This window comes from Egibacteraceae bacterium (genome assembly GCA_040905805.1).
Lineage (GTDB): Bacteria > Actinomycetota > Nitriliruptoria > Euzebyales > Egibacteraceae > DATLGH01.
Window position 1 is genome coordinate 30477 of sequence record JBBDQS010000018.1, and the last position, 13255, is coordinate 43731.

The 13255-nt window shown below is 73.0% G+C and carries 9 protein-coding genes; 3 read left to right on the top strand and 6 right to left on the bottom strand.

Annotation, left to right across the window (positions count from 1 at the left end):
* The 4 genes from WD250_03375 to WD250_03390 form a co-directional block, all read right to left on the bottom strand.
* The coding region (locus tag WD250_03375) for an ABC transporter permease (protein ID MEX2619240.1) at positions 1–866 on the bottom strand (866 nt) is incomplete at its 3' end.
* Between the two features lie 26 nt (positions 867–892).
* The gene (locus tag WD250_03380) at positions 893–1894 is read right to left on the bottom strand and encodes an ABC transporter ATP-binding protein (GenBank protein MEX2619241.1); all 1002 of its coding nucleotides are present in this window, start codon (positions 1892–1894) and stop codon (positions 893–895) included.
* Positions 1891–4071, bottom strand: coding sequence for a hypothetical protein (locus WD250_03385; GenBank protein MEX2619242.1), 2181 nt, complete (start codon positions 4069–4071; stop codon positions 1891–1893). Before WD250_03385 ends, WD250_03380 begins: the two co-directional genes overlap by 4 nt.
* Positions 4046–4840 carry a hypothetical protein gene (locus tag WD250_03390; GenBank protein ID MEX2619243.1) on the bottom strand — a complete coding sequence of 265 codons (795 nt, stop codon included), beginning with the start codon at positions 4838–4840 and terminating at the stop codon, positions 4046–4048. Before WD250_03390 ends, WD250_03385 begins: the two co-directional genes overlap by 26 nt.
* Before the next feature lie 136 nt (positions 4841–4976).
* Here WD250_03390 and metH point away from each other — a divergent pair, with 136 nt between their 5' ends.
* On the top strand, positions 4977–8486 hold the full coding sequence (metH, locus tag WD250_03395; protein MEX2619244.1) for a methionine synthase: 3510 nt from the start codon (positions 4977–4979) through the stop codon (positions 8484–8486).
* 157 nt (positions 8487–8643) lie between these two features.
* The gene (locus tag WD250_03400; GenBank protein MEX2619245.1) at positions 8644–10167 is read left to right on the top strand and encodes an NAD(P)/FAD-dependent oxidoreductase; all 1524 of its coding nucleotides are present in this window, start codon (positions 8644–8646) and stop codon (positions 10165–10167) included.
* On the opposite strand, the gene WD250_03405 is transcribed toward WD250_03400, so the two are convergent.
* Together WD250_03405 and WD250_03410 are read right to left on the bottom strand one after the other, a co-directional pair.
* Complete coding sequence (locus tag WD250_03405; protein ID MEX2619246.1) at positions 10130–11830, bottom strand: iron ABC transporter permease; 1701 nt, start codon at positions 11828–11830, stop codon at positions 10130–10132. The genes WD250_03400 and WD250_03405 overlap by 38 nt on opposite strands.
* Positions 11827–12867 (bottom strand): extracellular solute-binding protein, encoded by a 1041-nt coding sequence (locus WD250_03410; protein ID MEX2619247.1) that lies wholly within the window; start codon positions 12865–12867, stop codon positions 11827–11829. The genes WD250_03405 and WD250_03410 overlap by 4 nt, the downstream gene beginning before the upstream one ends.
* A 93-nt stretch (positions 12868–12960) precedes the next feature.
* On the opposite strand from WD250_03410, the gene WD250_03415 reads away from it, so the two are divergent.
* Positions 12961–13255, top strand: a 295-nt coding sequence (locus WD250_03415; protein MEX2619248.1) for an ATP-binding cassette domain-containing protein, incomplete at its 3' end; no start/stop codon positions are given.

The window sequence follows — 13255 nt, forward strand, 5'->3', positions numbered from 1 at the left end:
GCCGAGGGCTCGGGCGGAGGCGGCGGCATGGGCATCGGCCGCTCGATGAACCGCTGATCCACCACCCCGGGGCCCACGGCGCCACCGGCGAAGCGGTCGCGTCGGCTGGGCAGCACGGAGGCCACGCCGGTCAGCGGCAGGGGCAGGCCGCCCATCCCGACACCGGGCGTGTCCGGGTCGACGACCGCGTCGGCCAGGCCGACGAAGGGGTTCAGGTGCAGCGCCGCGGGCGTGACCACGGCGCGGCCGGTCGTGGTGCGCGCCACCAGCTCCACGCCTGAGAGGAACAGGGTGCCGCCGGTGAGCGCCAGCACCGTGGCGTAGGTCAGCACGATCGAGGTGGTGGTCCGCCGGGTCACCGACGAGATCCCGAGGGCGATGGCCGCCACGCACAGGCCGACCGCGGCGATGAAGCCCACGCCGCGCAGCAGCTCGCCGACCGTCACACCGCCGAGGAAGAAGGCTGCGGCCCCCACCGGCAGGGCCGCCACGATCAGCACCAGGATCCAGGCGACCGCCGCGCCGAGCTTGCCGAGCACGATCTGGCGGGGGCGCAGCAGGGTGGCCTGCAGCAGCGGCAGCGTGCGCCGTTCGCGCTCCCCCGACAGCTGTGCGGCGGCGTAGCCGGGGGCGACGAACAAGACCAGCACGAGCACCAGCAGCAGCAGGCTCTCCAGCAGGAACCGCCCGAGCAGCGGACCGGCCATCACCCCGCCGTCGCCGAACGGCCCGAGCTGGGCGGCGAGCACGGAGATGCCCGCCCGGTACAGCAGGTACAGCACGAGGCTCAGCAACGCCAGGTAGGCGGTCAGGGTCGTGAGCGCGCGCGAGGAGCGCCAGCGCTCGATGAGCTCGCGCTGGAGCACCGGGTTGACCGGTCCCAGCAGCCGCCTCAGCCGGCCTCGCTCGCGGATGGCGCCACCTCCTCGGTCACGGACAGGAACAGGCGCTCGAGCCCACCGCGCTGATCGCTGAGCTCGGCGACGCGCAGACCGCGCCCGACCAGGGCGGCCAGGACCGAGGCGACGGCATCGTCACCGCCGGGGACCTCGATGCGCACCACCGCGCCGTCGACGCGCGCCGAGGCCGCTCCCGCCTCCAGCGCCACACCGACCGCGCGCTCCAGCTCGTCGGTGCCGCCGAGCACCCGGGCGGCCACCGTGGCCCCCCCGCCGGCCGCACGGCGCAGGTCGTCCGGGGTGCCCTGCGCGAGCATCTCGCCGTCCCGCATGATGCCGATGCGGTCGCAGAGCTCACCGAGCTCGGAGAGGATGTGCGAGCTGATCAGCACCGTCTTGCCCTGGCGGCCGAGCTCCAGCAGGATCTCGCGCACGTCCACCCGCGCCCGGGGATCAAGGCCCGAGGCCGGCTCGTCCAGGATCAGCAGAGCGGGGTCGTGGACCAGGGTGCGGGCCAGACCCAGCCGCTGCTGCATCCCCCGCGACAGGCCCGACACGTCGGTGTGGCGCTTGTGGCCCAGGTCGGTGAGCTCCAGGAGATCGTCGACGCGGCGGCGTCGCGCCACCGCCTGCAGGCGGAACGCCGCCGCGAAGAAGTCCAGGTACTCGGCACACGTGAGCCCCTCGTAGACCCCGAAGAAGTCCGGCATGTAGCCGACCAGCCGCCGGACCGCGGTCGGCTCGGTGACCGGGTCGCGGCCGAAGACGGCCAGGGTGCCCTCGTCGGGGGTGAGCAGCGTCGCCAGCGCGAGCATCGTCGTGGTCTTGCCGGCACCGTTGGGGCCGAGCAGGCCGAACACCGCCCCCGGCGGGACGTCGAGGTCGAGCCGGTTGACCGCGTGCACCGGCCCGTAGCGCTTGATCAGCCCGCGGATGCGCACCGCGGCGTGCCCGTCGGTCCCGGGCGTGGGCGTCGGCGTCGGCGGGGCCGTCACGAGCCCTCCTCCACGGCCAGGCCCATCTGCGAGTAGTGCAGGGGATGCAGCGGGCCGCCCACCCGGACGAAGACCTCGCCGAGCGGGCTCACGTACTCCGCCGGTGCGCCACCCCCGTCGACCAGCGCGTCATCCAGGGGACGCCACTGGCGTTCGCCGCGCTGCCACAGCGACAGCTCCGGGCCCTCGTGGCCCGGTCCGAAGACGTCCGGCGTCCGCAGGTCCGGACGCACCACGGCCCCGATGCCGGCGGGCGGGACCCGGAAGCGCAGGATCGCCGGTCCGGGGCCCTCCACGGTCATCGGCGCCGGCCGGTAGGCGTCCGGACCGGCGTCCACCAGCTCCCGGTCCACGCTGTGCAGCCTGGGCGACCCGGTGGCCCGCACCGCCACCGCGACGTAGCCCCCGAGGTCGGAGGGGGCCCGCTCGTCGATCCTGACCCCGGTGGCGCTCGTGGCGGTGGTGCCGACCGCCCACACCAGGCCGGGGTCGCCATCCAGCTCGTCGGCGAGGACCGACGCGAGCGCCAGCGGCCCCTGCTGGGGGGCTCCCGGCATCGGCGGCGGCGGGAGCGGGCCACCCATGAAGTCGGCGACGGGCAGGTGGTCGCCCTCCAATGTCACGGTGCGGGCCTCGCCGGGCTCCAGCGCACCGATCCGGGTTGACGCCGTCGCGGCGCGGACCGTGACGTCGGAGACGGCCTCGGCGGCCACGTTGGTGACGGTGACCGTCAGGCCTGCGCCCGTCCCCTCGGCCTCGACCCGCATGGGGGCCGGCACGTCGACCGTCCGGCGCGCCACGATCCCCCCGGGCTGCAGGGCGGGCAGGTCCAGGTCGGCCCGCAGGCCGTCGACGCGCTGCACCACGGCGGGCTGCGAGACGCCCTCGGTGCGCACCTCCCACCCGCCGTCGGGCAAGGCCAGCTCCCGCCGGCCGGGGGTGGGGGCCCGCACGACCGCCACCACCGACTCGGTGGCGGTGCCGTCCACCCAGGCGGTGGCCGACCCGGCGAAGCCCACCGGCGGTTGGCTCCCGGTCGCCCCCAGCCAGCCCGCGGCGGTGAACACCACGGTGACCGCCGGCACGGTGACCCACGCCAGCTCGCGCCGGCCGAACCGCGCCAGCACCACCCCGTTCACGGGACCGACCACGAGGATGTAGGCGACCAGGAAGACCGCCAGCCAGGGCAACGTCGGCACGCCCGAGGATCCCGCGCCCAGCACCGATCCCACCGCGCCGCCGATCAGGTGCTCCTCGCCCGACGCGTGCGTGGGGCGTGGCTCGATCAACGCCGACCACAGCGCCGACGAGCCCCCGAGGGCGCCCTCACCCGGGCCCGCCGTGGTGGTCGCCACCCGTCCGCGCCCGGCGGGCACCACCACGGCGGCCGCCGCATCGGTCCCGGCGTCGTCGGTGACCGCCGCTGCGGGCAGCGTCCAGGCCCCTGCTTCCAGGTCCCACGGCAGGGCGAGGTCGGCGGGGACCGGCGCGACCACCACGAGGTCCAGGCCCGCGGCCACCGCCGCCGCGACGTTGCGCAGACCGTCCTCGGACAGCGCCGCCAGCGCGCGTCCGTCGGCCACCAGACCGCTCAGCGGCGCCAGCGCGCCGGCCGAGAGCTCCGCCCACTCCGCGTCCACCGCGACCCAGCTGGCGCTGACCCCCAACACCTCCGACCGCACGGGCGGCGGACCCGACGGCACCCCGCCGAGCACGCCGGCCAGGAAGTCGCCGTCGTCACGGCCGGGCGGAACCCGCACGGTCACCGGGTCGCCCGCGCCCTGGTCGACGGACGCGACGACCCCACCCCGGGGCAGCACGAACCGGTAGGCGTTGCGCGCCCCCACCGTCACCTCGATGTCACGTTCCTCGGCCACCACCCCCCGGGGGCCGGACACCTCGACCGTCACCGTGCCCGCCACCGCACGGTCGGGCTGCACGATGACGGTGACGGGCATCCAGGCGCCGGCACCCGTGCGGCCCCCGTAGCCGACCTCCACCTCCAGGCCCAGCCCGGAGTCGACGTCCTGGTCCTGGGCCGCGGCGGGCGCAGCCGGCCACGCGAGGGCGGCCAGGACCAGGCCGAGCACCGCGAGCACGAGCACCGCGAGCACGAGCACCGCGAGCACCGACCCGCGGTCGCGATCCGCCTCAGAAGGAGCGCAGGGTGGCCTCACCGAGCACCTCCCCGGCGTCGTCCATGAAGGTCACCGTGGTGGCGCTGCCCATCCCGCCCCCGTCGAACCCGCCGCCGAAGCCCCCTTGCGCCCGAAAGCGCCAGGTGATGGGCACGGCACGGCCCTGCGGCACCGGATAGGCCAGGTGGTAGCGGCCGCGATCCTGCAGGACCCACCGCGCCCCCTCGGGGGCCATGACCGCGCCCTCCGCGGTCCCGAGCCCGTCCTGGTCACAGCAGCTCGCCCCCGTCGCGCCCTCCATCGGCTGGTCGGCCGGGACCGTCCCCCCACCGCTCTCGAGCCACCCGCCCCCCTGCCACCGCGCCGTGCAGGTCGCCCGCGCCCGCCCGGCGCCACCCTCGCCCTCGGCGAACAGGCTGGACGCCCCGACCAGGGAGACGTGCACCGCGTCCGGGGTGAGCAGCACTGTCTCGAAGTCGGGCTCGTCGTCGAAGTCCGCGCGCAGCCACTCGCAGCCCACACCGTCGGGCATGTCCTCCACGAGCCGGGCGCCCACGACCGGCCCGTCGACCGCTGCGGCGACCGCGTCGGGCACCTCCCCGAGCTCCAGCCCGCCGGCGAGCGTCTCGGGCACCGCTTCCTCGACGGGCTCGGGCCCCGGCGCCCCTCGTGTCGCGGGGCCCGCACCGATCCGCGCCCATCCGACGACCCCCCCGGCGACCAGCACGGCGATGGCGACCACGAGCCCGCAGGCCACGAGCCCGCTGCCTCGTCGGGGGCCGTCTCCCCCCAGCTGCTCGTCGGCCATGCCAAAACCCCGCGTCTCGCTCTAAGGAGAGCGCTGCAGATCCTACCGAACAAGGACGCCCCGCAGGGCCGAAGGGTTCCACGTTCCCCCTGGCCGCGTTTCGGTTCCCGGTCACTCTGTCCTATGGTCAATGGCCATGACTGACTTCCTGACACAGCTGAGTCGAAAGGTGCTCGTCGTCGACGGCGCGATGGGCACCTCCATCCAGGAGCGCGACCTCACCCTCGACGACTTCGAGGGTCTGGAGGGCTGCAACGAGGTGCTGGTGCGCACCCGCCCCGACGTGATCCGGGCGATCCACGACGAGTTCCTCGCCGTGGGCTGCGACGCGCTGGAGACCGACACGTTCGGCGGCGCGCCGTGGGTGCTCGCCGACTACGAGCTGGACGACCAGACCGAGCAGCTCAACGAGACCGCGGCGCGCATCGCCCGCGAGGCGGCAGACGCCGCCGGCGGCGACCCGCGGTTCGTGCTCGGCTCGATCGGGCCGGGGACGCGCTCGCCGACCCTCTCCCTCGGCAAGGGCGCCCGCGACGGGCAGCCCGCCGCCAAGGACTTCATCGACTACGACACGATGGTGCCCGGCTACATCCGCCAGGCCCGGGGGCTGCTCGCCGGCGGCGTGGACGTCCTGATCGTCGAGACGGTCTTCGACCTGCTGCAGGGCAAGGCCGCGATCTGGGGCTGCCACGAGGCCATGCGCGCCGAGAACCGCACGGTGCCGATCATCGTGTCGGTCACGATCGAGGCCAACATCAACACCATGCTGCTCGGCAGCGAGATCGGTGCGGCGCTGGTCGCCCTCGACCCGCTCGGGGTCGACATGATCGGCCTGAACTGCGCCACCGGCCCCGAGGACATGCGCGAGCACGTGCGCTACCTGTCGGAGACCTCGTCCAAGCCCATCAACGTGGTCCCCAACGCCGGCATCCCCGCGATGGTCGACGGGGAGGCCGCCTACCCTCTCGACGAGGCGACGCTCGCCGAAGCGCACCGCGAGTTCGTCACCGACTTCGGCGTCCAGCTCGTCGGCGGGTGCTGCGGGACGACACCGGCCCACATGGCCGCGGTCGTCGAGGCGGTCGAGGGGCTCATGCCGGCGTCACGCCAGCCGACCCTCGAGCCCAGCGTCGCGTCGCTGTACGCGCCGGTGACCCTGACCCAGGACGCGAGCACCTTCCTGATCGGCGAGCGGCTCAACGCCAACGGGTCGCGCAAGTTCCGTGACCTGCTGCTCGACGAGGACTGGGAGGCCGTCACCCAGCTGGGCCGCGAGCAGGTGCGCGAGGGCGCCCACGCCCTCGACGTCTGCATCGACTACGTCGGTCGCGACGGCGTGACCGACATGGTCGAGGTCGTCGACCGGCTCGCCACCCAGTCCACGCTGCCGCTGGTGATCGACTCGACCGAGCTCGACGTCGTGTCCGCCGCGCTGCGCCGCCTGGGCGGGCGCTGCATCATCAACTCGGTCAACCTGGAGGACGGGCGCACCAAGGCCGACGTGCTCTTCCCGCTCGCGAAGCAGTTCGGCGCCGCGCTGATCGCGCTGGCCATCGACGAGCAGGGCCAGGCCCGCACCGCCGACTGGAAGGTCGACGTGTGCAAGCAGATCGCGAAGATCGCCATCGAGGACTACGGCCTGACCAACGGCGACCTGGTCTTCGACACGCTGACGTTCCCGCTCGGCTCCGGGCAGGAGGACCTGCGCAACGACGGCCTGGCGACCCTGGAGGCCATCGAGCGGGTGAAGGCCGAGATCCCCGGCTGCCACACGGTGCTCGGCGTGTCCAACGTGTCGTTCGGCCTGTCGCCGGCGGCCCGTCAGGCGCTGAACTCCGTGTTCCTGCACATGGCGGGTCAGCGCGGCCTGGACGCCGCGATCGTCCACGCCGGCAAGATCCTGCCCCTGCACAAGATCGACGACGACGTCCGCCAGATCTGCGTCGACCTCATCGAGGACAACCGCCGCCCGCCGGCGCCCGCCGACGACGCCGGCAAGGAGTACGACCCGCTGCACGCGCTGATGGCCCAGTTCGAGGGGGCCACCGAGACCAAGGCCAGCGCCGAGGAGCTCGCCGCTCTGCCCCTGACCGAGCGCCTGGAACGCCGCATCATCGACGGCGACCGCGACGGCCTCGGTGACGACCTGGACGCCGCGATGGCCGAGGGCATCGAGCCCCTGGCAATCATCAACACCCACCTGCTGGCCGGGATGAAGGTCGTCGGTGACCTGTTCGGCTCCGGCCAGATGCAGCTGCCCTTCGTGCTGCAGTCCGCCGAGTGCATGAAGGCCGCCGTCGCCCACCTGGAGCCCCACATGGAGGCCAACGACGACGGCGGCAAGGCGCGGATCGTGCTGGCCACGGTCAAGGGCGACGTGCACGACATCGGCAAGAACCTCGTCGACATCATCCTCACCAACAACGGCTACGAGGTGCGCAACATCGGCATCAAGCAGCCGGTCGACGCGATCATCGCCGCGGCCGAGGACTTCCGCGCGGACGCGATCGGCCTGTCGGGCCTGCTGGTCAAGTCCACGGTGGTCATGCGCGACGACCTGACCGAGCTCGAACGCCGCGGCCTGGCCCACTACCCCGTGCTGCTGGGCGGGGCGGCCCTGACCCGCCCGTACGTGGAGACCGACCTGCGGGGCCTGTACGACGGTCCGCTGTTCTACTGCAAGGACGCCTTCGCCGGCCTGAAGACCATGGACGAGCTCGCCGACCTCAAGCAGGAGGGCGCGGGCTACCCGCAGGACTGGGGCACCATCCCCGCCGAGCGCCCCGTGCGTCGGGGGGAGACCGAGGCCCCCGACCCCGAGCAGCGCGAACGCGACCGGCGGTCCACCAAGCGCTCGGACGTGGCCACCGACGTGCCCGTGCCGACGCCACCGTTCTGGGGGTCGCGGGTCGTGCGCGGCCTCCCCCTGGACGAGGTCGCCGGCTACCTGAACCGGCGGGCGCTGTTCCGCAACCAGTGGGGGTTCGGGGCCGGCGACACCGAGACCGCCGAGGCGGCCCTGCGCGAGACGCTGGCCACGGCGCGCGCCGAGCACCTGCTGGCCCCCCAGGTCGTCTACGGGTACTGGGCCTGCAACGCCGACGGCAACGACGTCGTCGTCTACGAGGACCCCGACACGGACGCCGAGGCGGTGCGGTTCACCTTCCCCCGCCAGCGCAAGGGCCGCCGGCTCTGCCTCGCCGACTTCTTCCGGCCGGTGGAGTCGGGCACCCGCGACGTGCTCGCCCTGCAGGTGGTGACCATGGGCCCGCGGGTCACCGAGCGGGCCGGCGAGCTGTTCGCCGCCGACCGCTACACCGACTACCTGTACCTGCACGGCCTCGGCGTGGAGATGGCCGAGGCCCTGGCCGAGCTGTGGCACCAGCGGGTGCGTCGCGAGCTCGGCATCGCCGACGACGACGCCGACACCGTCGAGGAGCTCTTCAAGCAGGGCTACCAGGGGTCGCGCTACTCCTTCGGCTACGCCGCCTGCCCCGACCTGGAGGAGCGCAAGCCGCTCTTCGACGTCACCGGCGCCGCCCGGATCGGGCTGGAGCTGTCCGAGGAGTTCCAGCTGGTGCCCGAGCAGTCCACCGACGCCCTCGTCGTCCACCACCCGGAGGCCAAGTACTTCAGCGCCCGGTGAGGCACCGCGGCCCGCCTGCTAGCCCACGACCGACGCCGCCGACGCGCCCCGGCCGGTCTGACTGATCTGTCTGGCCCCACGCGCCACTCTTGTGTAGGTTAGCCAAACCTTAAACGAGATGTGGCCGTTCCTGTCGGCCGCTGCTGGAGGGCGACCGATGGATCCGCAGGGGCCGACTGCCGACATGGGGTCAGGCGATGTCGTGGTGATCGGTGCGGGACCTGCTGGCTTGACCGCGGCCTACCAGCTCGCCAAGGCGGAGGTCCCCGCGGTCGTGCTCGAGGCCGACGACGTGGTCGGCGGACTCAGTCGCACGGTCGAACGCGACGGTTGGCGTTTCGACATCGGGGGTCACCGCTTCTTCACCAAGTCCCGCGAGGTCGAGGCGCTGTGGCATGAGCTGCTGCCCGACGGCGAGCTGATGCAGCGCACGCGGCGCAGCCGGATTCTCTACCGTGGCCGCTTCTACGATTACCCGTTGCGACCGCTCAACGCGCTGCGCAACCTCGGTGTGGTGGAGGCAGCCCGCTGTGTGCTGTCCTACGTCCACGCCCGTCTCCGCCCACCGGCCGACCTGTCGAGCTTCGAGGGGTGGGTGATCGCGCGCTTCGGGCGGCGCCTGTACGAGCACTTCTTCAAGACCTACACCGAGAAGGTCTGGGGTGTCCCCGGCACCGAGATCACCGCCGACTGGGCTGCCCAGCGCATCAAGTCGCTGTCCCTCGGGCGCGCGCTGGCTTCCGCCCTGAGACCCTGGCGCAGCCGGCGGGAGCTCACGACGTTGATCGAGCGGTTCCACTACCCGAGGTTGGGGCCGGGGATGATGTGGGAGCGCTGCCGCGACCGGGTGGAGGCGGCCGGCAACAAGGTGGTCCTGCGTCAGATGGTGACCCGCGTGCGGCACGCGGACGGGCGTGCGGTCAGCGTCGAGGCGTCCAACGACGGGACGGTGACCGAGTACCCCTGCTCGGCGGTGATCTCCTCGATGCCGCTGCCGGAGCTGCTCGCGGCGATGGACCCACCGGCGCCGCCGCACGTGCGTGACGCGGCAGCCGCGCTGCGCTTCCGGGACTTCCTGTCGGTGGCGCTGGTGGTGCCGGCCGAGGACGGGTTCGAGGACAACTGGATCTACGTGCACGCACCGGAGGTGGCGCTCGGTCGCATCCAGAACTTCGGCTCCTGGTCCCCGTACCTGGTGAAGGACGGTCGCACCTGCCTCGGCCTGGAGTACTTCGTCTTCGAGGGGGATGCGCTGTGGGAGCGCGACGACGAGGACCTGGTGGCCACGGGCACCCACGAGCTCGCGGTCCTCGGGCTCGTCGACCCCGGCCGCGTCGAGGAGGGCTACGTCGTCCGTATGCCGAAGGCCTACCCGGTGTACGACGAGCACTACCACGCGAACGTCGACGTCGTGCGCGGGTGGCTGGCGACCCACGCCACGAACGTGCACCCGGTGGGCCGCAACGGCATGCACCGGTACAACAACCAGGACCACTCGATGCTCACCGCGATGCGCGCCGTCGACAACGTCGTGGGTCGCGGCGAGCACGACGTCTGGGCGATCAACCTCGATGACGACTACCACGAGGCGGGGGGCGAGCCTGGCACCGGTCGGTCGGCGCCGGTGGTCCCCAGGGCCACGCTCACAGCCGGGCAGACGTCCATCCCCCACGACGGGTGAGCCGGATCAGCGCGATGACCGGCAGCAGGCTGACGGCCACGATCAGCAGCGCCGGCAGTGCCGCCTCGTCGAAGCGTGCGTCCGAGGTCGACACCCAGACCAGCACCGCCAGGGTCTCACCGCCGAGTGGCCGCAGCAGTGCGGTCGCGGGGAGCTCCTTCATGACCTCGACCACGACGAGCAGTGCGGCCGTGAGCGCACCCGGCCACAACAGGGGGAGGTGCACGTCGGCCAGGACCCTCGCCCGGTCCGCGCCCAGTGCCCGTGCGGCGTCGTCCAGGCTCGGGCTGATGCGTCCCATCCGGGTCTCCATCGCGAAGTAGGCGAGGGCGTGGTAGCGCACCACATAGGCCAGCACGAGGCCCAGCGCGGTGCCGGTGAGGATCAGACCGGGGTCGGTGCCGAACAGACCGGCGACGACGTCACCGAGCCGCTGGTCGGCCCACGCGAGGGGGACGTACACCGCGACCGCGACGACCGTGCCGGGGACCACGTAACCGACCGTCGCAGCCCGGGCAGCGATCGTCCCAGCGCGTGACGCGCGCACGCGCTGGCCGTAGGTGACGACGGTCGCAGTGACCACCGTGATCGTCGCCGCTGCCACGGACAGCACCAGGCTACGGCGCGCCGCGGCGCCGAGGTCGGCGGCGAGCGATCCGGTCAACGTCGTCTCGATCGACCAGGCGACGAGCTGCACCACCGGCAGGCCGAACGCGATCGTCAGCAGCAGGCACGGGGCGAGCGTGGCCGTCAGTGCGGTGACGCCACGGAGCCGACGTGGGACCACCGCATCCCCCCCCGCGAGGCTCTGCTCGTACCGGGCGCGGCCTCGCAGCAGCCGTTCGACCGCGACCAGGAGCAGGGCCAGTGCGACCAGCACCGTGGCGAGCTGGAGCCCGGCCTGCTGGTCGAAGGCACCCTCCCAGACCCGGTAGATCGCCGTGGTCAGCGACCCGACCCCGAGCAGGTCCACCGCGCCGAAGTCGGCGAGGGCCTCCATCACGGCCAGCGCCGCACCAGCTGCGAGTGCCGGGCGGGCCAGGGGGAGCGCAACCACGCGGACCGCCTGCCCGTAGGCTCGGCCGAGACTGCGCGCCGTCTCGAGGCCTTGCCGCGACTGGCCGAGGAACGCGCTGCGGCCCAGCACGTAGACGTACGGGTAGAGCACGAGCGTGAGCACGATGATCGCGCCGAACAGGCCCTGCAGCCACGGCAGCCGGAGCCCGGCTCCGAACAGGTTGGACTGCAAGGGGCTCGTCAGGCCGTATTGGCCGAGCAGGACGAACACCAAGACGTAGGCGGGCATGGCCAGCGGCAGGACCAGAGCCCAGTCGAGCCAGCGGCGGCCGGGGAAGTCGTAGAACGAGACCAGCACGGCCAGCCCGCCGCCGATCAGCAGCGTGCCGAGCCCGACGCCCAACGCCAGGAGCACGCTCGTGCCGAGCGCGCCGGGCAGGAGCGCGCTGGCGAGGTCACCGAAGGGCCGCTGCGGACGGACGAAGCTGGCAGGCAACGCCAGCAGCGGACCGGCGACCGCGACGGCGACGAGGACGCCGACGACCGTCCAACCGGAAACACGCCCCGCCCGCGCCGGCCCGCCGGTGCGCGGATCCGGGCGGTCGTCGGACGGGAGGGTAGGGCGGTCAGGGCCGGTCGAGCTCATCGCCATCCGACCTCGAGCATGAGCTTGATGGCCTCGCCGAGCAGTGGCCCGGCCTCCTCCACGGCGATCGGGTCGATGGTGACCTGACCCCAGTCCGCGATGTGCTCGGGTGCCGGCACGTCCGCGTGCGCGGCGAACTCGCTGCGCGAGGCGATCTGGGCCTGCGGCCCCGGGGACGTCAGGTACTCCATCAGCGCGACGACCTGCTCCCGGCGGTCCGACGACTGCACGAGCCCCATGCCCGACACGTTCGCATGGGCGCCGGCGCCGTCCTGGTCGGGCCACGCGGGCGCGACCGGGAAGGCGGGGTTCTCCTCGAGGGCACGGCCGAGGTAGTAGTGGTTCGACAGGCCGAGGTCGCACTCCCCCGCGGCCATCAGCGCCAGAAGCTCACCGTCAGAGCCGAGCACCTCAGGCTCGTTGGCCATCCAGCTGCGCAGCAACGCCTCGGTCTCGTCGTACCCGCGCTTGGCGAGCATGTCCGCCACCAGGGACTGGTTGTACTCGCTGGTGGAGGTGCGCAGGCAGGTCCGCCCCTCGAACCGAGGATCACCGAGGTCCTCGTAGCGGGTGACCTCGCCCTCGTCGACGCGCTCGGTCGACACCACCGGGATGCGCAACCGGGTGGTCAACGCCCACCACTCGCCTTCGTCGTCGTGCAGGCCAGGGGGAATGTTGTCGCGCAGGACCTCGGTGTCCACGCCGGCGAGCAGACCCGCCTCCTGGGCGCGCCAGAGGTTGGCCAGATCCGTGGTGACCAGCAGGTCGGCGGGCGTGTCCTCGCCTTCGCGCCGGAGCCGCTCGAAGAGCTCGGGCGCGGTCCCGCCGCGCAGCGAGACCTCGATCCCGGTCTCGCGTTCGAAATCGAGGAACACCTGTTCCGTGCCGTAGTGGGAACGGCCGTTGTAGATCACCAACGCGTCGTCGGCGCGGCTGCCGCCTCCGACCGTGACCGCCAGGGTCAGTGCGAGGACGACGAGGAGCACGCCGCCGATCACGACGGCGTACCAGCGGTGGCGGAGCAGGTGGGTGAGCATGGTGCTCCAGGATCGGGGGGCGGCGCGGGCTGGCTGCGTGCGGCGTCGTCGGCTACCGTGGCACGGATCCGACGATTAGGTAAGGTTAACCCTATGAGCCCAGCGACCGCGAACGGAGGGGGGCGGCCCGTCGACGCGGTCCCCGCCATCCAAGCGGTCGGGATCGAGCGTTCGTTCGGCCCGAACCGTGCCGTTGCCGGGGCGTCGTTGGACGTGGCGCACGGGCGCATCGTCGCCTTGCTCGGGCCCAGCGGATCGGGCAAGACGACGCTGCTGCGCACGATCGCCGGGTTCGAGGCGCCCGACGCCGGGTCGGTGTGGATCGGTGGGCGGCGTGTCGCGGGCGAGGGGGGCGAGCTCACGATCGCGATGACCGAGTTCGCCTTCA